Source organism: Pseudooceanicola nanhaiensis, from assembly GCF_020171315.1.
Lineage (GTDB): Bacteria > Pseudomonadota > Alphaproteobacteria > Rhodobacterales > Rhodobacteraceae > Pseudooceanicola > Pseudooceanicola nanhaiensis_A.
The window spans coordinates 1-23,354 of the sequence record NZ_JAIUZP010000016.1; the positions used below are offsets into that span (position 1 = coordinate 1).

Annotated in this window: 13 protein-coding genes; 8 read left to right on the plus strand and 5 right to left on the minus strand. The window is 66.5% G+C overall.

Annotated features, from left to right (window positions below; genetic code table 11):
• Together LCM32_RS20545 and LCM32_RS20550 are read right to left on the minus strand one after the other, a co-directional pair.
• Positions 1-3,373 (minus strand): M10 family metallopeptidase C-terminal domain-containing protein (locus LCM32_RS20545; RefSeq protein ID WP_224822955.1); only part of this gene is annotated, 3,373 nt, incomplete at its 3' end.
• Between the two features lie 568 nt (positions 3,374-3,941).
• Positions 3,942-5,363, minus strand: a complete 1,422-nt coding sequence (locus LCM32_RS20550) for a mannose-1-phosphate guanylyltransferase/mannose-6-phosphate isomerase (protein ID WP_224822956.1) — start codon at positions 5,361-5,363, stop codon at positions 3,942-3,944.
• Between the two features lie 166 nt (positions 5,364-5,529).
• Here LCM32_RS20550 and LCM32_RS20555 point away from each other — a divergent pair, with 166 nt between their 5' ends.
• Complete coding sequence (locus LCM32_RS20555; RefSeq protein WP_224822957.1) at positions 5,530-6,840, plus strand: DUF2793 domain-containing protein; 1,311 nt, start codon at positions 5,530-5,532, stop codon at positions 6,838-6,840.
• Positions 6,841-6,897: 57 nt separating this feature from the next.
• On the opposite strand, the gene LCM32_RS20560 is transcribed toward LCM32_RS20555, so the two are convergent.
• Positions 6,898-13,044, minus strand: a complete 6,147-nt coding sequence (locus LCM32_RS20560) for a calcium-binding protein (protein WP_224822958.1) — start codon at positions 13,042-13,044, stop codon at positions 6,898-6,900.
• A gap of 377 nt (positions 13,045-13,421) precedes the next feature.
• Here LCM32_RS20560 and LCM32_RS20565 point away from each other — a divergent pair, with 377 nt between their 5' ends.
• The 7 genes from LCM32_RS20565 to LCM32_RS20595 all read left to right on the plus strand — a co-directional run bounded on the left by LCM32_RS20565 (position 13,422) and on the right by LCM32_RS20595 (position 21,869).
• Positions 13,422-14,504, plus strand: a complete 1,083-nt coding sequence (locus LCM32_RS20565; protein WP_224822959.1) for a sulfotransferase family protein — start codon at positions 13,422-13,424, stop codon at positions 14,502-14,504.
• Entirely contained in the window at positions 14,501-16,042 is a 1,542-nt protein-coding gene (locus LCM32_RS20570; protein WP_224822960.1) for a glycosyltransferase, read from the plus strand. The genes LCM32_RS20565 and LCM32_RS20570 overlap by 4 nt, the downstream gene beginning before the upstream one ends.
• A 13-nt stretch (positions 16,043-16,055) precedes the next feature.
• Positions 16,056-16,910 carry a sulfotransferase family 2 domain-containing protein gene (locus LCM32_RS20575; RefSeq protein ID WP_224822961.1) on the plus strand — a complete coding sequence of 285 codons (855 nt, stop codon included), beginning with the start codon at positions 16,056-16,058 and terminating at the stop codon, positions 16,908-16,910.
• Between the two features lie 293 nt (positions 16,911-17,203).
• Positions 17,204-19,267: a glycosyltransferase family 2 protein gene (locus tag LCM32_RS20580; RefSeq protein ID WP_224822962.1), complete on the plus strand. Its 2,064-nt coding sequence runs from the start codon at positions 17,204-17,206 to the stop codon at positions 19,265-19,267.
• Complete coding sequence (locus tag LCM32_RS20585; RefSeq protein WP_224822963.1) at positions 19,268-19,987, plus strand: hypothetical protein; 720 nt, start codon at positions 19,268-19,270, stop codon at positions 19,985-19,987.
• Positions 19,988-20,042: 55 nt separating this feature from the next.
• The gene (locus LCM32_RS20590; RefSeq protein WP_224822964.1) at positions 20,043-20,816 is read left to right on the plus strand and encodes a hypothetical protein; all 774 of its coding nucleotides are present in this window, start codon (positions 20,043-20,045) and stop codon (positions 20,814-20,816) included.
• Positions 20,817-20,870: 54 nt separating this feature from the next.
• Positions 20,871-21,869 carry a hypothetical protein gene (locus LCM32_RS20595; protein WP_224822965.1) on the plus strand — a complete coding sequence of 333 codons (999 nt, stop codon included), beginning with the start codon at positions 20,871-20,873 and terminating at the stop codon, positions 21,867-21,869.
• A 91-nt stretch (positions 21,870-21,960) separates the two neighbouring features.
• Here the strand turns inward: LCM32_RS20595 and LCM32_RS20600 are convergent, their stop codons facing one another.
• Both LCM32_RS20600 and LCM32_RS20605 read right to left on the minus strand, forming a co-directional pair.
• The gene (locus LCM32_RS20600) at positions 21,961-22,224 is read right to left on the minus strand and encodes a hypothetical protein (protein WP_224822966.1); all 264 of its coding nucleotides are present in this window, start codon (positions 22,222-22,224) and stop codon (positions 21,961-21,963) included.
• Between the two features lie 253 nt (positions 22,225-22,477).
• Positions 22,478-23,248 carry a hypothetical protein gene (locus LCM32_RS20605; RefSeq protein ID WP_224822967.1) on the minus strand — a complete coding sequence of 257 codons (771 nt, stop codon included), beginning with the start codon at positions 23,246-23,248 and terminating at the stop codon, positions 22,478-22,480.
• Positions 23,249-23,354 lie beyond the last annotated feature (106 nt).

The following is a 23,354-nucleotide window of genomic DNA, read 5'->3' on the forward strand; positions in this document are numbered from 1 at the left end:
CGTAGGTCCCGTCCTGAGCGTTGTCGTTGAAGAGATCGGCCCCGTTGTTGAGGTAGATCACGTCCCGACCGTTGTCGCCCCAGACGGTGTCATTGCCGCCGCCGCCCTTGATGGTGTCGTCAGCGCCGCCGCCATGGAGTTCGTCGTGGCCATTCCCCCCGACGATGGAATCCGCACCGTCGCCGCCGTCGACCGTGTCGCGGCCCCCGGCGCCGTTGATCGTGTCATCGCCAGCGCCGCCGTCGATCGAGTCCTTGCCCGCCAGACCCAGCAGCGTGTCGTTGCCGCTTTCGCCGAGGAGCGTGTCGTTCTGGCTCGAGGCCTGCAGGAGGTTGTCGGAGCCGTTGCCGATCATCGTGACTTCGACATTGGCCCAGGACAGGATGTTCTCGATCCCCGACCAGGTGCCCTGGAAGGCGCCGCCACCGATGGAATAGCCCTGGTCCACATCGAGGGTCCGCGGGTTCGTGAGCGTGGAGGTGACCCCGTAGGTCAGGATATCGACGGTGTCGGTGCCTGCGCCGCCGGCGATCGTGCTGTCGCCGACGTAGTTGATCTGGATGAGGTCGTCGCCGTCGCCCCCGTCGAACGAGTCGCCGTCGCCCTGACCGACCAGCGTGTCGTTGCCCGCATTGCCGATCAGCGTGTCGTCGCCCCCGTTGCCGTTGATGGAATCGTTCCCGGCGCCACCATCGATGACGTTGCTGCCCGTGGTGCCGGTGAGCGTGTCGTTTCCGTCCCCGGTGATCAGGTCCTCGAAGTTCACGAAGCTCTCGCCGGTCCAGTCGGTGAGGCCTGTCGCCAGGTTCACGACGTAGCTGAAGTCGTACGTGCTCGTGTCCAGCAGGTCGGTGCCGGCGCCGCCGTCCAGCGTCTCGGCCGCGTTGAGGCCCGCGACGATCGTATCATCGCCGTCGTTGCCGTAGAACTCCCCGCCGGAGTTGTCGGCGATGATCGTGTTGGCGCCCGAGCCGTCCTGATAGATCTCGATGCTGACCAACGTGGCGGAGGCGCCGTTCAGGCCGGTGCCCGTGATGGTTTCCGTCAGGAAATCGAAGGTCGTGCCGCTGTAGGTCGCCGCGGAATGATCCAGCGTATCCGTGCCGGTGCCCCCGTCCACGCTGTCGTAGTATTCACCGTCCAGCGCGTAGATCGTATCGTTCCCGGCGCCGCCGGAGACACTGTCGGTGTGGAAGCCGCCATAGAGCTGGTCATTGCCGGCCCCGCCGATCAGGGTGTCCGCATTGCCGCCGCCAAAGATCGTGTCACTGCCGGATCCACCGTCGAGCACGTTGCTTGCGCTCGATCCGACGATGCTGTCGTCGCCGTTGCCCGCATTGACGTTCTCGATGCCGGAGACGGTCGAGAGGTAGCCGCCGAGGATGGTGTCGATTTCGCCCGCGGCGAGGTCGATATCGTAGTCGTTGTTATAGGAGCTCATCTCCAGCGTATCGGTGCCCCCACCCCCGTTGAAGACTTCGCCGGCGTTGAAACCGCCGTTGCCCGGGTAGATGGTGTCGTTGCCCGCGCCGCCACTGACGGAATCAACGCCATAGCCTCCGATCAGACTGTCGTCGCCGTCGCCGCCATCGATCGTGTCGTTGCCGCTCTGACCATCGATCGTGTCGTTGCCGCCGCCGCCTTCGAGAATGTTGGCGGAGCTGTTGCCGATGATCTCTTCATCGCCGTCGCCGCCGATCGCATTCTCGATGACGGTGCCGGGGGCGATGGCGAGGTTGCCGATGAGGCCCGCGACATTCGAGAAGGCGGGCGCGATATCGCTGCCGTAGGTCACCTCGAGGCTGATCTTGGTGTTGTTGGCATAGCCGGAGAGATCCAGCGTGTCGTTGCCGCCGCCGTCGACGATGGTCACGGCGGTGCTGCCCAGCAGGGTGTCCAGCGAGGCATAGGCCGTGTTGGCATAGCCTTCGACCGGGCCGCTGGTGGTCGGGGTCCAGTCGTACCAGGTGGAGTTGAAGCCCCAGGTGGTGTCACCCGTGGTGGTGCCATCGTCGATGCCGTAGCCCATCCCGTCATAGAGCCGGTCGAGTGCCAGCCAGTCCACGGACATCGGGCTGATCAGGTCCACGCTCCCCAGGAAGGCGCCGCTCGGGGTGGATTCCCCCGGTGCGGTGTAGTTCGCCTGTGCCCAGTAGGACATCATGGTGAACTGGATGGTGTCGTTTTCCCAGTAGGCGTCGTTGTAGGTCGGCGTGCCGCTGCCGGCGTTGTAGAGACCGGAGTGGCCGAGGCCCAGCGTGTGGCCGATCTCGTGCAGGGCCGTCTGGAAGTAGTAATCGCCGATGTTGCCGACGCCGCTCCAGTTCTCGGCGATGTTGACATAGGCGTTGTAGATCTCGCCGCCGCTGCCGAGGCTGAAGTTGGCAAAGGCGCGGCCCGAGGTCTCGTTGCCGAAGGCAAGGTCGACCGTCGCGGAGGAACTGACGGTGGTCTCGACGAAGTTGATGCCGAGGATGTCCTCGTAGATGTTCAGCGCGTGGCGGATCGCGTTCATCTTCGTGGTGGCGTCGGCGCCGTCATCGGTCAGGCCGTCGGCATCGTACCAGTTGCCGGCCACGTTGTAGTAGATGGTGCCGCCCTGGGCCTGGGTGCCGCTGCTGGTCAGGTTCCAGTGCGGGGTCACGGTATCGGCGCCGCCGCCCCAGAACTCGTCCCAGAAGTCGTTGGCGGTGCTGCTGGTGTTGTATTCGTTCAGGTAGGTCGCGATGGTGTTCATCGAGGTCGCGGCCGCGGGGGCCGAGAGGCTGGCGGAGGAGAGGCTGGCCTCGGTGTCGGGAGCGATGTTCGAGGTGCCCGATCCCTCGCCGGAGGCCGTCGTGGTGGTGCCTGCGTCTGCGGTGTCCCCTGCGGCTGCGGTCACGCCGGAGATGGGGCCCGAGATGGGACCGGAGGAGGGTGCGGCATGGGAGGCGCTGCCGCCGAGGGCGGGCATCGCGCTGCTGCTGGAGGCGGTGTTCAGGGACAGCTGAACCGGGGCGGCCTCGCGGGCGTCCTCGCCCGCATCCACCGCGGTGAAGAGATCCGTGGTCTGCGCGGTGCCGGTCTCGTCACCCTCGGCATCCGCGGTGATCAGCCCGCCCGCGTCGGAGCCTTCGGAGGCGTCATCGGAGGCGGTCTCTTCCAGGTCGGGAAGCGTGTCCTCGGCAGAGGTCTCCTCGGCGGTGGTCTCCGCCTCGGCCTCGGTGCCGGGCTCCACGAGCGCGTTCAGGACGGCGCCGGTGCCGGGGGTTACCTTGTCGGTGTTGAGCGTGAAGCTGCCGACCTGCGCCCCCATGTCGAGGCTGTCTGCGCTCCGCCGTCTCGTATCGCTGACATCGAATGCATTGGGGGCAATATTGCTCGCGTTGCTCATTTCAAAGTCCTCTCCGCACGTGCAGCCGTGGCTGCGAAAAAGATTTACAAGAACAATCCAGCCGTCTCCGTCCTTACAAAAAAATCCCCAAGGGGTTCTTAGGGACATTCCTTTCAGAGGGGGGATGGGGCGCGCCGGAAATAAGTGGCGCAGGGACTGCTTCTGGCTCCGGAATTAAGTCACTAACTGAATAGATTAAGAGATGTGTTTTAAATGTATTCGATCAAACGTGTCCGCTTAGAGTTGCGAAAACGTGCCCCATGTTTTGCATATCACACAGAGTTGTCAAGCTGTGTGCAGGCGGTAACCGCCCGGGCGGGGATTGGTTTTTGTCGCACCAAGGGCAGGGTGGTCGCAACGATGCGCCCGACGGGCGCCCGTCCTGCGGGCCTAGTGCCCGTAAAGATTGACCTTTGGTCAACCGGTGCCTCTTCTGCGTGCAGGATGCAGGCGGAAGAGGCCGGGTCTGTCCGGATGCGGGCCCGGGCCTCCATCTCGGCCCGGGACGCTCGAATCGCGACGCCCCCGGGCCCGGGAACGCCCGTCATGCCCCCCGTCATGCTCCCTGTCAGTCCCGCGCGTAGGCGTCCTCGTAGCGCACGATGTCGTCCTCGCCGAGATAGGCCCCGGTCTGCACCTCGATCAGCACCATGGGCACCTTGCCGGGGTTTTCCATCCGGTGCACCGCGCCAAGCGGGATGTAGACCGACTGGTTCTCGCTCACCAGTTTGACCTCGTCGTCGATCGTGACCCGGGCGGTGCCCTCGACCACGATCCAGTGCTCGGCCCGGTGGGTATGGGACTGCAGCGACAGGATGCCGCCCGGCTTGACCGTGATCCGCTTCACCTGGAAGCGGGAGCCCTGCACGAGGCTCTCGAACCAGCCCCAGGGGCGGTAATCGACGGGGAAGGTCTCGGCCTGTTTCGCGCCCCGCGCCTTCAGGGCCGAGACCGCCAGTTTCACGTCCTGCGCCCGGGACATGTCGGCCACCAGGACCGCATCCGCGGTCGCCACGGCGATCACGTCACGCAGGCCGAGGCCCACGAGTTCGATGCCCGGATCCTCGGAGCGCAGCAGCGTGTCGTCGCAATCGATCGCCGTCGCCGCCCCGGAGAGGGCGACGCCGCGCGCATCGGGGGTGCCGCTGCGCCAGATCGCGTCCCAGCCGCCGAGATCAGACCATCCGGACTCGTACGGAATGACGGTCAGGTTGTCCGCCTTCTCCATCACCGCGTAGTCGATCGAGATGTCCGAGGCCCCGGCCCATGCGGCGGGATCGAGCCGGAAGAAGCCGAGATCGGGATGACCGCCGGAGATCGCGGCCTCGACCGGCCCGATCAGCTCGGGGGCATGGGCGCGGAAGGCGGCGATGATCGTCTCTGCGGCAAAGAGGAAGATCCCTGCGTTCCACAGGTGGCTGCCGGAGGCCAGCATGGCCTCGGCCGCGGGGGCATCGGGCTTCTCCACGAAGCGCTTCAGGGCGCGCGGGGTCGGGCCGAAATCCTCCGGGGCCTCGGCCAGTTCGAGATAGCCATAGCCGGTCTCGGGCCGGTCCGGCCGGATCCCGAAGGTGACCAGCTGGCCGGCCTGCGCGGCGGGCACCCCGGCGGCCACCGCCGCGCGGAAGCTTTCGGGATCGTCGACCGCGTGGTCGGAGGGGGCGACCAGCATCAGCGCCTTCGGGTCGGTCTGCGCCAGCCAGAGCGCCGCGGCCAGGACGGCGGGGGCGGTGTTGCGGCCCTCGGGTTCGATCAGCACCCCGGCGGGGTCGATCCCCACCATGGTGAGCTGCTCGCCCACGACGAAGCGGAAGTCGGCATTGGTCAGCACGAGGGGACGGGCGAACTCCGCCCCCGAAAGGCGCAGGGCGGAGGCCTGGAACAGTGTCGTCTCGCCCAGCAGGGGGACGAACTGCTTGGGGAAGCTGCGGCGCGACAGGGGCCAGAGCCGGGTTCCGGAGCCGCCGCAGAGAATGACTGGGGTAATCATGACCGTCCTCACTGGTTCGAACTGCGCCGCCGGGCCGGGCCGCCGGTCGTTACCTGCCGTTATGACGGGTTCTGCGGTCTTGTGGAATCGTTAACCGACGGGGCGGGCAGTTGGATTTTCCTTCAGCCGCCCTGCCTAGGGTCTCGCCGCAGCTATGGAGAGGCCCATGTCTGACAGTTCCCCCCGTCTTGCCCTGCCCTATCTGCAACCGGCCCAGGCCCAGAAACATGTGACCGTGAACACGGCGCTCGCAGGGCTCGACCTGCTGGTGCAGTCCAGCGTGGCCGCGATCGGCAGCGTGACACCGCCCGCGGTTCCCGGCGAGGGCGAGGCCCATGTGCTGGGCAGCGGGGCCACCGGGGCCTGGGCCGGGCAGGACGGCGCGCTGGCGCTCTGGGCCGACGGCGCCTGGAGTTTTCGCGCCCCGCAGCCGGGCTGGCGGGTCTGGGACCTTGCCGAAGGCGCCCTGCGGATCTGGGACGGCACCGGCTGGGTGCATCCCCCCGTCGACCTTTCGGAGATCGAGGCGATCGGCATCGGGACCGCGGCCAGCACGGCGAACCCGCTGTCCGTGGCCGGGCCTGCCAGCCTTTTTACCCACGCCGGTGGCGGCCACCAGCTGAAGATCAACAAGGCCGCCACCGGCGAGACCGCGACCCTGCTGCTGCAGAGCGACTGGACCGGTCATGCGGAGATCGGGCTGGCCGGGACGAATGCGCTGGCGCTGAAGGTCTCGGCTGATGGCAGCGCCTGGACAACGGCGCTGAGCTTCGATCCCGCCACCGGGCTGGCGAGCGGGGCCTGCGTGCAGCAGGCGCCCGAGGACGGCAGCGCCGGGCAGTTGATGCCGGTGGGCGCCTTCGGGCTGGGGGCCACGGCAGTGGCCCTGGATTCGAGCGCCGACATGGCGGACAACCTCAACGCGACGCATTTCTTCGCGAACCCATCGGTGAACAGCGTACCGGCCAATGCGCCGCCGGTCGCGGACATGGCCTGGGCGGGATACCAGGTCCGGATCACGTCGAGCCGCAGCATCCGCCTGGTGGGCAGTGCCAGCGGGGACCACCTGTTCTGGCAGGGCAAGACCAGCGGCACCTGGGAGGACTGGGACCGGCTGTTCACCCAGCGGTCGGTGCTGGGCAGCGTGACGCAGAGCGCGGGCCGCCCGACCGGGGCGCTGATCGAATCCGGCAGCGGCGCGAACGGACGCTACCGTCGGTTTGCCTGCGGCTTCATGGAATGCTGGCACAGCATGACGGCCTCGGCCGCGGCAGCGACGGGCTGGACCTTCCCGGCGGCCTTCGCGGAGCCGCCGGTGGTGACCGGAACCGCGGTGGCAACGGTGCTGGCCGCGGTCGTGCTGGACGCGGCACCGACCACCACCGCGGCCAGCCTCTCGGTGCGGGACGCGGCGGATGCCCGGCGCGCCGACGGGATGTATCTGCGCGCCACGGGGTGCTGGTCGCTGATGAGCTGAAACGCGAGAAGGGGGCGCATGGCGCCCCCTTCCGTGTGGGTCAGGACCGGAGCATGATCAGACGAAGAGGAAATCGTCCGAGGTCATGTTGCCGAGGTAGGTGCCCTGGATCGTGATCGTGTTCACCCCGTCACCGTCCATGTCGTAGATGACGTCCGAGCCGACCTGCGTCGATGCGGCGATGAACTCGGCGAAACTGGTCGCCTCGCCATTGCCGGTCACGAACTGGAGCACGTCGTGATCGGCGTTGTAGGCCGCGGTGGAGAAGCCATCGAGCGTGTCGTTGCCGAAATCGGCGCCGCTGAAGACGAAGACATCCGCCCCGTCGCCGCCGCTCAGCAGGTCGTTGCCGCCCTGGCCTTCCAGCGTGTCCGCCCCGGCGCCGCCGAAGATCCCGTCGTTGAGACCACCGCCGACCAGAAGGTCGTCGCCCTGCTCGCCGTAGAGGCTGTCGAGGCCGCCGCCGCCCAGGACGGTGTCGTCGCCCGCCCCGGCCCAGAGGGTGTCGTTGCCGCCACCGCCATCGAGGGAATCCTGGTCGTCGCCGCCGACGAGGAAGTCGTCGCCGTCGCCCCCCAGCAGCGTGTCGTTGCCGGCATCGCCATAGAGCTCGTCCGCATCGTCGCCGCCATCGAGGCTGTCGTCCCCGGCGCCGCCGCGCAGCGTGTCGAGCCAGGCGCCCCCGTCGAGCACGTCGTCGTCGTCCTGCCCGAGGAGGCTGTCCGCCCCGACCCCGCCGATCAGCACGTCGTTGCCGGTGCCGCCGAAGAGGTCGTCCCCGTCGCCGCCGCCGTTGAGCGTGTCGTTGCCGTCGCCGCCGATCAGCGTGTCGCTGCCGGCCTCGCCGAGGATGCGGTCTGCACCGTCTTCGCCGCCGAGGCTGTCATCGCCGTCGCCGCCCTGCAGGGTGTCGTTGCCGAGACCGCCCCACATGGTGTCGTTGCCGATGTCGCCGAGCAGCGTGTCGCGCCCGGCGCCGCCGAGGACGAAATCGTCGCCCGCGCCGCCATCGAGACTGTCGTCCCCCTCGTCGCCGTAGAGCTCGTCGTTGCCCGCGTCGCCGGTCAGCACGTCGCTGCCGCCGCCACCGCGCAGGGTGTCGAGCCCCTTGTCGCCCACCAGCGTGTCGCTGCCCGCGTCGCCGAAGAGGCTGTCGTTGCCGTCTTCGCCGAGCACGTAGTCGTCGCCCGACTGGCCGTTCAGCGTGTCGTCGCCGATGCCGCCGATCAGCGTGTCCTCGTCGTCGCCGCCGGTCAGGAGGTCGTCGCCGTCCTCGCCGCGGATCAGGTCGTTGCCGGCCTCACCGCCCAGCGTGTCGTTGCCGAGACCGCCCCAGACGCTGTCCTGCCCGTCGCCGGTCCAGATCTCGTCGTTGCCGTCTTCGCCGAGCAGCGAGTCATTGCCCGCGCCGCCGTAGATCTCGTCGTTGCCGAGGCCGCCGAGGACCGTGTCGTCGCCGCCGCCGCCGACCAGAAGGTCGTCGTCGGCATTGCCGTAGAGCTCATCGTCACCGGCATCGCCGTAGAGTTCGTCGTCGCCGGTGCCGCCGATCAGCGTATCGTCATCCGCGCCGCCGACCATCGTGTCGTTGCCATCGCCGCCGTCGAGCGTGTCCTCGCCCTCGTCGCCGAAGAGGCTGTCGGCCCCGGCCTCGCCGATCATGGTGTCGTTGCCCGCACCGCCGACCATCGTGTCGTTGCCGTCGCCGCCCTCGAGCGTGTCCGCGCCGTCCTCGCCGAAGAGACGGTCATCGCCCTCCTCGCCGTAGAGCGTGTCGTCGCCGTCGTTGCCGTTCAGCGTATCGGCGCCGATGCCGCCATAGAGCAGGTCCTCGTCGGCGCCGCCGAGCAGCACGTCCATGCCCGCTTCGCCATGGATCGTGTCGCGCCCGTCGCCGCCCTGGCCGGTGTCGTTGCCGATCCCGAGGGTGATGCTGTCCTCGCCCGCGTCGCCGCTGGCAAGGTCGTCCCCGCCGCCGCCGAGGATCGTGTCGTCGCCGCTCCAGCCATAGATGCTGTCGCCGCCGGTGCCCCCGTCGAGCCAGTCGGTGCCCTGGCCACCCTTCAGGATGTCGTCGCCACCGTTGCCGTAGATCGTGTCGTTGCCGAAGCCGCCGTAGAGCACATCGTCGCCATCGGCCACGTCGCCGAGGGTCGCCAGTGCCGGGATGATGATGTCGTACCAGGAGCCGTTGACCGCCGGGTCGTAGAACTCGGGACGGATCTGCAGGTTCTCGAGGTCGAAGTAGCCCGCGCTGTGGACCGCCGGATCGTAGTCTTCCAGCGTGGTCTCGAACCACTGGGTGATCACCCAGGTGCGGAATTCCTCGAGGGTGAAGCTGGCATCGCCGCGGATCAGGTCGTCGCCGTAGCCGCCGTCGATCCCGTCGTCCCCGCCGCCGCCGACGAGGAAGTCGTCGCCGAAATCGCCGGTCAGCGCGTCGTTGTCCGCGCCCCCGTCGAGCCAGTCGTTGCCGAAACCGCCCATCAGCAGGTCATGGCCGGACTCGCCCCACATCATGTCGTCGCCGCGGTTGCCTTCCGACAGGTCGTCGCCGACGCCGCCGAGCAGGAAGTCGGGCTTGTCGTCGCCGTGGATGTCGTCGTCGCCGCCGAACATCACCATGATGTCGCGCCCGGCGTTGCCCGCCAGCGAGTTGCCCTCGTCGTTGTCGAAGTAGATGTCGTCGCCGAAGCCCAGGGACTGGGCGGTGCCGTCCAGGGTGAACTGCTCCTCCAGCGTCAGGGAGGACATGAACCAGGTGTGGTCATGGGCGTTGGATTCGTCGAAGCTCTCCGAGGTGTCGTCGAGGATCACCACCTGGATTTCCTCGTCCGCCGGTTCATCCGCGATCACCGGCGGCACGCCGACCTCGATGAAGTCGTCCATGAAGGACCCGGTGCCATCGGCGGAGAGACCGTCGAGATCGAAGATGTCCGTGGTCAGGTCGCTGAGCAGGGTGTTCTTCAGGATGATCGTGCCGCGGCCGGTGGTCATCTCCACGTCGTCGCCGTTCTGCACGAAGAGCGAGAAGAGGTAATCGGCCGCGCCGTTGAAGGTGCTGAGGTCCAGCTTGTCCAGCAGCGGGTCGAAATCCATGATGATGTTCGTGCCCGTGCCCGGGGTGGCCACGACGGCGGCCTCGCCGTCCTCCATGTACTGGCCGCTGATGTAGGTGTGGTTGTTGCCGATCACGTAGATGTCCGACACGGCCTCGGTGGCCGCGGCCAGGCCGTCGCCGCTGGCCAGCAGCGAGTTGCCGTAGTCGAAGATCCAGTCGACCTTCTCCTCCCAGCTCGCGGTGCCCTCGTAGGCCCCTTCGAGGCTGTCGAGCGCGAGGACATAGGCATGCAGCGCCACGCTGCGGTCGCCGAAGATGACGTTGTCGCTGCCGCCGGACGAGATGATGTCATGGCCCGCGCCGCCCAGCAGGCGGGTGCCGCCCTCGATCGAGAGCGTATCCTCGTTGGCATCCACGGTCTCGGCCCGCGCCATCGAGCCGTCGACGTAGTCGTTGCCCGCGCCGCCGTCGAGGAAGCCGGTGAAGTCGAAGGCCCAGACCACGTCGTTGCCGTCGCCGCCGTTGATGCCGGTCACGCCCCAGTCGGGGCCGGTGGTCACCGTCAGGTCGGCCACGGTCTGGGTCGGCAGCAGCTTGCTGGTGAAGACGATCACGTCATCATCCGCGCCGCCGTCCATGTAGCGGTCGCGGCCGTGGTTGGCCTCCATGTAGTCGTCGCCCGCGCCGCCGAAGACCACGTCGTCGTACTGGTCGCCGAAGACGTAGTCATCGCCGTCGCCGCCATGCACGAGGTCGTCGCCCCAGTTGCCGCTGACATGGTCCTCGCCCAGGCCGCCGAAGACCTGGTCGTTGCCGTAGAAGCCGCCGACCGTGTCCTCGCCTTCCTCGCCCCAGACGGTGTCGTCGCCGTCCTGGCCGTTGGCATAGTCGCTGCCCTTGCCGGTGAAGATCAGGTCGTTGCCGGTGCCGCCCAGCAGGATCAGGTCGTCGCCGCCGCCCGCGATCAGCGTGTCGTCGCCATCCTCGCCGTTCAGCGTGTCCGAGCCGCGCCCCGCGGTCAGCAGGTCGTTGCCGCTGCCGCCGGCCAGCACGTTGCTGCCCTCGCCGCCGTCCAGCGTGTCGTTGCCCGCGCCGCCGTAGACGGAATCGTCCCCTTCGCCGGCCACGAGGCTGTCGTTCCCGCCGACGGGATCCTCCTCGTCGTCGCCGACCATCAGGTCGTTGCCGTCACCGCCGTCCAGCGTGTCGCTGCCCTCGCCGCCGAACATCGTGTCATTGCCCAGGCCGCCGTTCAGCGTGTCGTTGCCGAGGTTGCCGAACATCGAGTCGTCGCCGGCCTGGCCGATCAGCGTGTCCCGGCCATCGCCGCCCCAGAGCGTGTCGAAGCCCTTGCCGCCGCGCAGCCGGTCGTTGCCGTCGTTGCCCTCTAGGCTGTCGGCACCCTTGCCGCCTTCAAGCTGGTCGTTGCCCTCGTTGCCGAAGGCGGTGTCGTCACCGTCGCCGGCCTCGATCGTGTCGTTGCCGTCGTTGCCCGCGATCAGGTCGTTCTCGGTGTAACCGTCCAGGAAGTCGGCGCCCTCGCCGCCATAGAGCGTGTCGTTGCCGACGCCGCCCTGCAGCGTGTCGTCGCCGAGGTTGCCGATGAGGCTGTCGTCGCCGCCCTGGCCCACCAGCGTGTCGTTGCCCTGGCCGCCGACCAGCGTGTCGAAGCCCTTGCTGCCGCGCAGCCGGTCGTCGCCCGCGCCACCGTCGAGGCTGTCGGCGCCCTTGTCGCCCTCGAGGCTGTCGTTGCCGTCGCCCCCGAAGGCGGTGTCGTCGCCTTCGCCGGTCTCGATCAGGTCATCGCCCAGGTCCCCGACCATCAGGTCGTTGCCCACGAGCCCTTCGAGGTAGTCGTCGCCCGCGCCGCCGTAGAGCGTGTCGTCGTTCCAGCCCCCCAGCAGCGTGTCGTTGTCATCGCCGCCGATGAGGCTGTCATAGCCGCCGCCGCCGACCAGCGTGTCGCTGCCCGCGCCGCCCAGAAGGGTGTCGTTCTGGGTGCCGCCGCGCAGCCGGTCGTTGCCCGCGGCCCCGTCGAGGCTGTCGTCGCCGTCGTCGCCGTCGATCTGGTCGTCGCCCGCACCGCCATAGGCGCTGTCGTTGCCCAGGCCCCCGGTGATGATGTCCACCGACCCGAGGGTATCGTCGCCGTTGTCGCCGATCAGCGTGTCGTCGCCGTCGCCGCCATCCAGCGTGTCGGCCCCGGCGCCACCGGCGAGGCTGTCGTTGCCACCGCCGCCCAGCAGGCTGTCGGTGCCGTCCTCGCCGAACATGCTGTCATTGCCGGCCCCGCCCACGAGGGTGTCGTTGCCCTCGTTCGCATTCATCAGGTCGTCGCCGTCATCGCCCTGCAGCCGGTCGTTGCCGGTGCCGCCGAAGAGGCTGTCATTGCCGTCGCCGCCGAACAGACGGTCGTCGTCGGCCGCCCCGGTCAGCATGTCGTTGCCGGCCCCGCCCGACATCGTGTCGCGCCCGGCCTCGCCATAGAGTTCATCGTCCCCGGCGCCGCCGTCGAGGCTGTCGCTGCCGCCGCCGCCGTTCAGCGTGTCGTTGCCCGCGTCCCCCAGCAGCGTGTCCGCGCCGTCGCCGCCCACCAGCAGGTCGCCCTCGCTGTCGGTGCCGCTGGCCGAGGCACTCTGCAGCAGGTCGTCGCCGGTGCCGCCATAGAGGCTGTCGATCCCGCCGCCGCCGATCAGCGTGTCATCGTCGTTGTTGCCATAGATCTCGTCGTTGCCGCTGCCGCCGTCGAGGCTGTCGTCGCCGTCATCGCCCACCAGCAGGTCATTGCCCGCGCCGCCCAGCAGCGTGTCCGCAAAGGCCCCGATGCCACCGCGCAATTCGTCGTCGCCGTCGCCCCCGTCGAGCAGGTCGCGGCCGTTGCCGCCCTTCAGCGTATCGCTGCCGCCCTGGCCGCTCAGGGTGTCGTCCCCGTCATAGCCTTCCATGAGGTCGTCGCCGGAGGTCCCGTCGAGACTGTCGTCCCCGGCGGTGCCGGGCACGGTGGTGATCGCGTCCACGGGCACAGTGAGGGCCGCTGAGGCCAGCGTGGCGGTGGCGCTGCTGCGCTCTGCTTCACCGATTTCGGAAATGACGTTCGAATCCAGTTCGTCGGCGACAATCGTCGATTGCGTCGGCATACCCATACCCTATGTGTCCATTACGTGGATTTGTTGTCTATCTGTGTGCAAGGCTCGAAGTGCAGCGCCCCATCGTGTTTTGACGCTATTTAGCCACAGAGGTTGACGCTGTGGAAACCATGCTATCCCGGCCCCGGGCCATTCTGACCCGCACATGAGTCCGTTTTGCCACGGTTATCGGGCCAAATTGGGGCCGCAACGGTCATCTGGCGGGCTGTTTCTCTGGCGCAATTGTGGCGAATTCGGACACGGTCCGGCGGGTCCTGTCCGAGGGCGCCAGCCACTGCTTGACCCCCGGGCCGGTTATACGGCACTGATAGGCCGCCTGCCTCGGCCTGGGGCGCCCACTTCCAGAGAGACGCCTCTCGCGACGTTAGCCGGACATGTCAAAGACACTTTATATTCACATCGGCCACTACAAGACCGGTACGACCGCCCTGCAGATTTTCTTCGACGAGGAGACCGAGCTTCTGACCGAAGCCGGGGTCGAGTATCCCCGCGTCCGGTTCTACTACTCGAAGCATTCCGATTTCGCCTTCTCCATCCTGCGCGCCGCAGGGGTCGAGAAGATGATGTACGACTATACCAATCCCACCCCGCCGCAGGAGATGTGGGACGAGCTCTATGCCCACATCCGGGAGAGCACGTTCGACACCACGCTGATCAGCTCCGAGGAATTCATCCGCCTGGGCCAGTTCGACCGGTCGCGCGAGATCCTGAAGCAGATGCTGGCCCGCAAGCCCGATGACCTCGAGATCAAGGTCGTGGCCTACCTGCGGTCGCCCGGGGCGCACCTGCGCTCGTGGTACAACCAGCTGATCAAGATGAACCACCCGGTCCCCGACCTGAACGCCGCGGTCATGGGCGAGATCGAGGAAATCCACTACGACTACCGCCACGCGCTCGAACCCTGGGTCGAGGCGCTGGGGGCGGAGAACGTCATCGTCCGGCCCTACCGGCACGACCGCAAGAACCCGGCCGCGCTGCACCAGGACTTCATGAAGATCTTCGGCGTCGATCTGCCCGCCCGCCGGGTGCGCCACACCACCGATCCCAACCCGCGTCTCGACGACCGGGTGATCGAGCTGGTGCGGATGATGCAGAACTCGAAATTCCCGCGCCCGACGATCAACGCGATCCTCAGCCAGGCCGACCTCTATTTCGCCCAGCAGGACGAACAGGTCGTCCGCAAGCCCGACCAGATGGCCGCAGCCCGCGCGGCGGCCGCCGAGGGGCTCGATTGGTTGGCAGAATTGCCCGGGGGCGCGCCCCATGCAGAACATTTCCGGCGCAATCTGCCGCAGCCGGTCGACCCTGCCGAAGTCGAACTCTACACTATGATCGGCTTCGTCTTTTCAGAACTCATCCTGCTCCGGCAGCGGATCAACCGGATGAACCCGGAAGACATGACCGAACGGGTCAGCCGGCTTGAAAAGCAACTCACGGAGATCAGTGCGAAGATATGAGAATCCTGTTCTACAACTGGGTCGACTACCTGGACGACGAAAAGCGCGGGGGCGGGGTCAGCGTCTATCAGCGCAACCTGATCCGGGAACTGGACGCCGATCCGGAGACCGAATGCTATTTCCTCTGCTCCGGCATTTCCTACGACGTGCTGTCCGACGCGCCCCGCTGGGAGCGCATCAAGCACGGCCCTTCCGAGAACCGCGAGCGCCGCTTCGAGATCGTCAATTCCGGCGTTCTCTCGCCCGCGCACCACGCCTTCGGTGACGAACGCCAGCTCGACGAGCCGGCGACGGAAGAGATTTTCTACGATTTCCTGCGCAAGCACGGGCCCTTCGACGTCGTGCATTTCAACAACATCGAGGGCCTGCCCGCCACGGTGCTGCAACTGCGTGACCACTTCCCCGACACCAAGGTGATCTTCGCCCTGCACAACTACTTCCCGGTCTGCCCGCAGGTGAACCTGTGGTTCCAGGAGAAGGAAAACTGCACCGACTACGACAAGGGTCGGAAATGCGAGGTCTGCCTGCCCCACCGCCATGACCAGCGCGTCGTGCGGCTGGCCAACTCGGTGGCCTACAACCTGAAGAAACGCGGCATCCGTCCCGGCACCCGGACCTTCGACCGGGCCTTCATGCCCGGCATGCGCATGGCCGGCCGGGCGTTGCGCTTCTACGGGCGCCGCTTCGGCAAATCCGGGCCCAAGCTCGCGGATCCGAACGCCGGCAAGCTGCTGCAGCGGGTCGAGATGGGCCATCACAAGTATGTCCGCCACCGGGAGAAGATGGTCGAGGCGATCAACAAGAACTGTGACCGGGTGCTCTGCGTCTCGGACCGGGTCGGCGTGGTCGCGGCCAAGTTCGGCGTCGATCCCGCGCTGCTGACGACCTCCTACATCGGCACGCTGCACGCGGAGAAATTCGCCGAGACCCGCGCCCGGGACACGATCCTGAAGGCCGACGGCACGCTGACCATCGCCTACCTGGGCTACATGCGGCGCGACAAGGGCTTCTTCTTCCTGCTCGACGCGCTCGAGGCCCTGCCGGACGAGATGGCCGAGCGGATCAACCTCGTGATCGCCTCGCGGATGATCGACCAGGCCACGGCGGAACGGATCGCCCGGCTGAGCGACCAGTTCCGCTCGGTGCTCCATGCGGACGGCTACAGCCACGACAACCTCGACGAGCTGCTCTCGGAGGTCGATCTGGGCGTGATCCCGGTGCTCTGGGAAGACAACCTGCCCCAGGTGGCGATCGAGATGCATGCCCGCCACATCCCCCTGCTGACCTCCGACCTGGGCGGCGCGCAGGAGCTGGGCAATTGCAGCGACTTCGTCTTCACCGCCGGCGACCGGCGTGATTTCCAGCGCAAGATCAACCACATCCTCGACGGCGTGACCGATCCGGCAGACTACTGGCGCTCTGCGATGGCGCCCAAGTCGATGGCCGAACACGTGGCCGAGCTGCGCGAGATCTACACCGATGGTGTCACGCCCGCGCAGGGGACCGATCCGGAAGATCAGGATCTCAAGGCCGGCTGAGGAGATCAGCACCATGTCGTCGACGGTCTTCAACATCGCCTCGGCGCGCCATCCGCAGAAGCAGCGGCGCGCCAAGGACTTCTACACCGACCACGAGGCGCTCCTCGTGGACGAGAAGGATGCCTACAGCTTCCTCGACTACATCTTCACGCCGGCGGACAAGAGCTGGGCCTACCTGCCCTCGGGCAAGACGGGCACCAGCTCGACCCTCGCCTTCCTGTTCCACCTGACGACAGGGCACCCGCTCACGGCCCATCTCCAGCAGCTGAACGGGATGAACCCGGATCAGGCGGCCCACGAGCTGCACCGCACCATGGTCTTCTGCTCCCTGCTGGCGCGCGGCGACAAGATCCGGCCCGCACGCTACCTGCAGAGAACCCTGAAGCTCGCCACCGTACGGGACCCGATGGCCCGGGCGATCTCGGGGTTCCGCTACCTCTGCCAGGCGGATGCGCGGGGCATGACCCAGTTCTACACCGACCGGGCGCGGATGTCGGCGCTGACCGGCTTCGACTGGAACCGGCATCCCGATACGCCCGAGGGCTTCGAGCGGTTCCTCGACTACCTCCGGATCGACCTCGTCCACCACGCCGACCGCCCGGTGGATTCCCATTTCCGGCCGCAGGTGCTGAACATCCGCCCCGCCCTGTTCGTGCCCGATCTGATCGGGCGCTGCGAGGATCTGGGCGCCTTCTTCACCGCGATCGCCGACCGGCTTGGCCGGGCGCTGCCCGAGGGCGCGCTGGAGGCCCCGGCCCGCAACCGCGGCACCGGTCCCGAACGGGCGGATCTCGTCTCCCAGCAGGCCCGGCAGCTTGTCGCCGAGATCTTCGCCGCGGACTACGAGGCCTTCGGCTACGACCTGTGAACCGGCCACATGACGCTGGCCGGGGGTGTCCCCCGGCGCTCGTGCCTTGTATCTGGCAACGTTGACCGACATACTCGGGGCAAGCTCATCCTTTCATGCACAAAAGTCGAATTCGCCATGTCCATCCCTTTTCAGGAACCGTCCGTTACATGGCCCTCCATTGATCTCGCTCCGCCCCGGCTGACCCGCTCGTTCCGGCCCCGCCCGTTCCGGAACCGCCCGATCGGGTCCCGTCCGATCACCGGACGCCGGTAGCGCCCTCCTCATTCCCACAGCAACTCAAGAGGATCGCAGTGCACGGTTTGCGCGCCTTCGACATCATCCTGAATTCGGCCGGGTTCGATCCCGCGTGGTATGACGGCCAATACCCCGACGCCCTGCGGATGGGGATGTCCCCGCAGCAGCATTACGAGGCCTTCGGCTACCGACTCGGCCGCGGCCTGTCGGCGGCACAGCCCCGGCTGGAACCGGACACCTCCCTGGCCCGGGCGCTCGCCCGGACGCCGGTGATCTCCTACTGCACGCCGATCATGAACCGGCCCGACGATATCCGCACCACGCTGGCGGCGAACCTCGAGGAGAACCGCCCGCTTCAGGAGCAGGTGGAATTCGTCATCGCCTTCATGGACGAGGATACCGAGACCCACGACTGGCTGCGCGAGACCTTCGCCGAGGACATCGCCTCCGGCTACCTGCGGATGCTCCTCCTGCCGCCGCTCGAGAGCTGGCATTTCGGCAAGGCCAAGAACATGCACCGCCCCTATGCCCGGGGCGCCGTCTACTCCAGTCTCGACGGCGACAACTTCGTCACCCTGGAGGAGACCCGGCAGCTGCTGGAGGTCCACGAGGCGCATCCCGAAGGCTTCGTCTTCCACCATTTCACCGGCAGCTGGGGCGACGGCAGCTCGGGTCGGATCAGCATGCCGATCGCCCTCTACCGGGAATTCGGCTACGACGAGAGCTTCATGCCGCGCCAGTACGACGAGATGGACGTGCTGCTGACCGCGCTCTGCGCGGATCCGGACCTGCCCTTCGTCCGGCTGCGCACCGACAACCACGGCTTCAGCTCCAAGCGCTCGGTGCGCTTCATGGAGGAGGCCGCTGTCGGCAACCCGATCCTGGAACTGGATGCGCCGCGCCACGTGGCGCCGGCCAACCCCAAGGACGAAGGCTACGTCCAGGCCGACCGCTCCATGGCGGCCATGACAAGCTTCAACCAGGGCCTCTGCTTCATGAAGAACGCCCGCACGCCGAAGATGCGGACGACCTACCTCGAACTGGCGATCGCCGGGCGGCACCGGGTGATCGACACCGTCCCCCGCGAGAAGATCCTGGCCACCCTGTTCCACATGCAGGGCGTGCCCGATCCCGCCACGCTGGAGATCGGCCCCGAGGATGTCTGCATCTTCGCCTGCATGAAGAACGACGATCTCTTCCTGCCGGATTTCTATGCGCACCACAAAGCCCTCGGCGTGGCGCATTTCTTCATCGTCGACGACGGTTCGGATGTTCCGATCGGCCAGACCCTGCCCCATGACGACGTCCATGTCTTCCGGCCCAAGGTCGGCAATTTCGTCACCGCCAAGGGCCTCTGGATGGAAGGGCTGATGAAGGCCTACCTCGACGAGGGGCAATGGGCGCTAACCCTCGACGCGGACGAGTTCCTCGACCTGCCCGAGGGCTGCGAGACCCTGCCCGCCCTTGGCCGGCTGCTGGCAGAGCGCGGACAGGACCTGCAGGCCGCCCTTCTGGTCGACCTCGTCCCGCGCCCCGACGTGACCCCGGAAGAACTGGACCGGGTCGAGACCGACTTCCTGTCGATCTTCGACCACCATGTCTACATCGACAGCCCGATCGCCAAGACCTATGCCCAGGCCGGATCGATCAAATGGGCCTTCGGCCCCTATGCCCAGCTCTCCTGGCATCTCGACACGCGCTACCACGGCTTCGGGACCTTCGACGCGCTGCGCAAGATCCCGCTGATCCGCCACCAGGCTGGCCGCCACCTGAACCAGGGCTTCCATACCCTGCATTACACCGATGGCCGCAAGGAACCCGGGCACGAGATCTGGGACACGGACCTGGTGATCACCCTTCGGCACTTCAAGCTGCTGAAACTCTTCTCGACCACGGCGCGGACCCGCATGGCCGCGCAGGTCGCCTCGGCCCAGAATTCGCAATACCATGCCCGAACCACTGCAAATATCGCAAAGATCTTCGGCGATGGGGGGGAAGACAAGCTACACCAGATCTTGGCCTTGCCCAGCCGTCCGCTTGCCGATAGCGTCCTCCGAGGGCTCAAGCCCATGGAGTTTCGACAAAAAACCGACCGGAAAGATCCGCAAGGAACCGTATAAATGCCCCAAGGAAACATTCTCGTATCTTCTGCCCGATCGGGGACGAACTACTTTCTCAGTGTCTACTCCAAGTGCTTCCCCGACGCCTTCGTGGTTAAGGAGATCTTTCGCGAGGGCGGCGACAGCCTGCCCCGCCTCGAAGAACTGCTTGGGGTCGGCAGCCAGCGCATCCTGAAGATGGTGGAAAACAACCCGCTGCGGCTGTGGCGGAACATCAAGGAAGCCTGCGCCGAAGAGGAAATCCCCGCTCTGGCCAAGATCTTCTACTACCACGTGGAGTGGAACGCGCCGCTCTGGGAGAACTTCCGCAAGAACGACCGGGTGATCCACCTGATCCGGCAGAACCCCTTCGACGTCTTCCTCTCGCACAAGGTCGCGCAACAGACCGGCCAGTGGCAGAAATTCGCCCGGGATGGCGAGGCGGCTCCCGTGGAACCGCTGGTTCTGGACCCTGAGGAACTCTCGAAGTTCATCGAGCGTCAGGGCGAGCATATCGAGAAGACCCGCAGCTTCTTCAAGGACGCGAACTTCAGCGAGATCTATTACGAGGACATCGCCAAATCCACCGAGGACTGCGTGGCGGCGATCTCGAAGATCTTCGAGATCGACGGTCCGAAGCAAGAGGTGAAGATTCCGCTCAAGCGTCAGAAGAGCGCCACGAACCAGGAACTCGTCGCGAATTACGACGAGGTTGCGATGTTCGACAAGGCCACGTTCTGACCCCAGGCGCCGCGCATGGCCAACGGCCGTGCCTAGACAATTACGGAAGAGTCCCTTGGAAACTGACAAAATTGCCAAACCCTTCGTCATCTGGACCCTGCAGCGGACCGGCGGCACCAACCTTCACAGCTTCCTGAACCGCAACTCGGCCTTCCAGAAGGTGCAGGACGAGCCCTTCAACGGACGCCGGGAATACGGTCACCTGACCCGGGACTGGAAGGCCTCGAAGGACACCGAGGCCCTCGACAAGGGCATGAAGGACGTCTGCGCCCTGCAGCGCAACATCAAGCATTGCGTCGAACGCGTCCCCATGGCGGTGAGCAAATCCCTGGCCACGGCCTCTGTGGAGGCGGGCTACGTGCACCTGTTCCTCTACCGGGAGAACCCGACCGGCCGGCTGCTCTCGATGGAATACGCGGAGCGCACCCGCTCCTGGGGGCCCAGCCGTACGCTCGAACCCGGGGCCGATGCGGAGGCCTTCGAGGAGCCGCTCGACGTGGCCAAGCTGGTCGCCCATGAGACCGAAGCGAACGACAAGCTGAACAAATGCTGGCGCGCCCTGAAGAAGGCCGGCGCCAAGGCGGCAACGATCTCCTACGAGGAACTCTACGCCGGGGATGAGGACACCGCCCGGACCGCGCTGCAGCGGCTGTTCGACGGCTTCGGCTTTGCCGTGGATGCCGAGAAGCTGACCGAAGCGACGGAGGCGGTGCGCGGCCGCGGGGACCAGCAGACCCGGGACCGTTACGCCAGCTTCAAGGGGATCGAGACCCTGAAGGAAGGAATCTCCGGCATCCCGCCGCTGGTCTTCAGCCGGACCGCCACCTGATCTGATCCTGGTCCCCCCTCTGGGGGGACCGCGGCAAGAGACGACACGCACGCGATGACACGTATCCTCCACTTGCACATGGGCATGCCGAAGTGCGGCTCCAGCTCCCTGCAGGCCTACCTTCGGGCCCACCGTGAGGCCCTGGCCGCAGGCGGCGTCTGCTACCCTGATCTCGCCGGCAAGGCGATCGGGAACCTGACGCCCTTCATCATGACCCTGCACGGGGAACAGAAACAGGCCGTCTTCAAGCACAACAACCCTGACTACGATCCCGACGCGGCCCGCCCCGCGCTCGTGCGTTTTCTGGAGACCTCCGAGGCACCGCTGACGGTGCTCTCCTCCGAGGGCGTGTCGGAAATGGGCAAGCGTGCGAACCTCGACTTCATCTTCGAGAGCTTCGACCGGGTCGTCGGCCATATCTTCTACCGCCCCCGGGTGGACTGGCTGCTGTCCCACTACACCCAGGCCATCAAGGCCGGGCGCTACGACACGCCTCTCGAAGACGTTCTGGAGAACACCACCTTCAAGACCGTGACCAGTCAGAAGATGCGGTTCAGCGGCAGCCTCGCCTTCTGGCAGGGCAAGCTTGGCCGGGACAATGTCGAGGTCCACTTCCTGTCCCGCAGCTTCCCGCCGCCGGAAGAGCAGTTCATGTCCAGCCTGGGCGTCGAGATGGCGCTGCCGGCCTTGGAAAAAGGCGCAGCGAACAGCTCGCCCACGCCCTTCGAGACCTGCGTGCTGGCCTCTGCCAAGCGGACGTCGCAAAAGCAGTTCCTGAAGATCAGCCGCAAGATCCGGCGCATCGCCGCGCCCTTCGATCCCTTCCCGAAGCGCTCCCTGCTCTCCGAGGCGATCCTCGAGCGGATCAACGCGACATTCGCGGAGGATACCGACCGCTTCCTGACGCTGCAGGATCGGATCAGCCGCGCGGATCTCGAACCCGACCTGTCGCAGAAGACGGCACAGGCGATCACCTTCGAGGAGATCCGGGCCCACCCCGCCTATGCAGAGGTACGGGCCGTGCTGGCGAAAAAGAAGATCGAACTGGCCTGATCCGGCCCGGGATCAGGCTCGGATCATGTTGGGTCCGGTCGGAAGACCGGCCCCGCCCACCCTCCGGGTGCGCAGAACCGGCCCTTCCGGGTCACTTGGACTCGGCAGAGGCTTGCGGGGCCTCCGGGTAATTCTCGATAAAGGATTGCGCCGCGAGCTTGGGCCGTTTGATCGTGCCATCGGCAATCTGCTGCAGCAGTTCGTAAGCCAATGCGTGGCGCTTGCGCTCGAACTTCTTGGGCTTCTCGATGGACGCGATACGGCCCAGCTTCTTCGAAACCCGTTTCTTGTTGAGGCCGGTCTTCGGCGCGCCTTCCCCGGCGGGCGTATCGGAGGACGTATTTTGCTCGCTCATAAAGGGACCTTTTCTGAACTAGGAAATGATCTGTTTCTCTTTGAAACGGAGAGGGATGAAGGGCCCATCCCCCATGCCGGGCAGACTGCAGCGAAGCGATTTCGAGTGCAATGCCGTTCCGATCGGGCCCTGCGGAATCCCGCTGCAGCCCCCGGAAACGGCACCCGGGCGCCAGTTCGCCCGGCAGTTCTGCGCCCGCTTTCTTCGGCAGTCTCTTAGGCGCCCCAGTCTCCCGGAGCGCCAGCCCCGCGGCTCAGAACACCTCGAGGCGATCGAGGTCGGCAACCTCGCCGTAGTTGCTCACCACGTCGGCATTGCTGCGCTGCTTCATCCGCTGGAAGCTGGGCCGGATCTTGTCGACCTCCACGATGCCCTTGGGCAGGTCGTACATGTCGGTCACCGCCCGGGCGCAGCGCAGCGGCGAGCGGATGACGTCCTCGAAGACGATCTCGTGGTAATTCGCCCCGGTGAAGAGGTTGCGGAACTGCACGATCTCCTTCCGGCGCGCGGAGATGTAGCGCTCGACATCCTTGCGGTCGACTTCGACCAGGAGGTCATCGGGGGCCGCCTCGTCATGCAGGTTGCGCCACCACTTCCCGGTCTTCTGGGCAATGAGCCGCGACAGGTAGGCCTCGAACAGGTTGCGCCGCACCAGGTGGATCACATGATCTTCCCGGGCCACCGCGCCCCAGAGCGGATTGCCTGTGGGCTTGTGGTAGTAATAGGCCTTGGCGATCACCGGAACACCGCGGTCGGCCACCGCCGCCTTCACCGCGCTCCAGAAGCCGACGGGGTCCTCGTTCGCCTGTTTGCGAACCTCGTCGCGGGGCTGGCCCAGCAGGTCCGACAGGACGTTGAGATTGTCGGTGTCCTTTCGGAAAATCTCGTTCAGGACAAGCGCGTCTTCAAAAACTTTTCTATAAATATCAATAAAGTAGCTGGCACCGAACCGGGCGGAACTGACCAGGACCGTTGCCTGGAGCGCGGCCGCAGACCCGGGCTCATACACAGGCTGTGGAATCATTGAAGCTTCCTCTGTGAATACATCGACGAAGAATGGATATGCCTAGGACATGGCATGATTTTTCCCCTGCTGCAATCGCGGCAGCCTCCCGGTTCCCGCCTCGGTC

What these genes read in the sequence shown, in the direction of transcription:
- LCM32_RS20550 (WP_224822956.1), bottom strand. Translation starts at nt 5,363, where the DNA reads ATGATTACCCCAGTCATTCTCTGCGGCGGCTCCGGAACCCGGCTCTGG.
- LCM32_RS20555 (WP_224822957.1), top strand. Translation starts at nt 5,530, where the DNA reads ATGTCTGACAGTTCCCCCCGTCTTGCCCTGCCCTATCTGCAACCGGCC.
- LCM32_RS20560 (WP_224822958.1), bottom strand. Translation starts at nt 13,044, where the DNA reads ATGGGTATGCCGACGCAATCGACGATTGTCGCCGACGAACTGGATTCG.
- LCM32_RS20565 (WP_224822959.1), top strand. Translation starts at nt 13,422, where the DNA reads ATGTCAAAGACACTTTATATTCACATCGGCCACTACAAGACCGGTACG.
- LCM32_RS20570 (WP_224822960.1), top strand. Translation starts at nt 14,501, where the DNA reads ATGAGAATCCTGTTCTACAACTGGGTCGACTACCTGGACGACGAAAAG.
- LCM32_RS20575 (WP_224822961.1), top strand. Translation starts at nt 16,056, where the DNA reads ATGTCGTCGACGGTCTTCAACATCGCCTCGGCGCGCCATCCGCAGAAG.
- LCM32_RS20585 (WP_224822963.1), top strand. Translation starts at nt 19,268, where the DNA reads ATGCCCCAAGGAAACATTCTCGTATCTTCTGCCCGATCGGGGACGAAC.
- LCM32_RS20595 (WP_224822965.1), top strand. Translation starts at nt 20,871, where the DNA reads ATGACACGTATCCTCCACTTGCACATGGGCATGCCGAAGTGCGGCTCC.
- LCM32_RS20600 (WP_224822966.1), bottom strand. Translation starts at nt 22,224, where the DNA reads ATGAGCGAGCAAAATACGTCCTCCGATACGCCCGCCGGGGAAGGCGCG.
- LCM32_RS20605 (WP_224822967.1), bottom strand. Translation starts at nt 23,248, where the DNA reads ATGATTCCACAGCCTGTGTATGAGCCCGGGTCTGCGGCCGCGCTCCAG.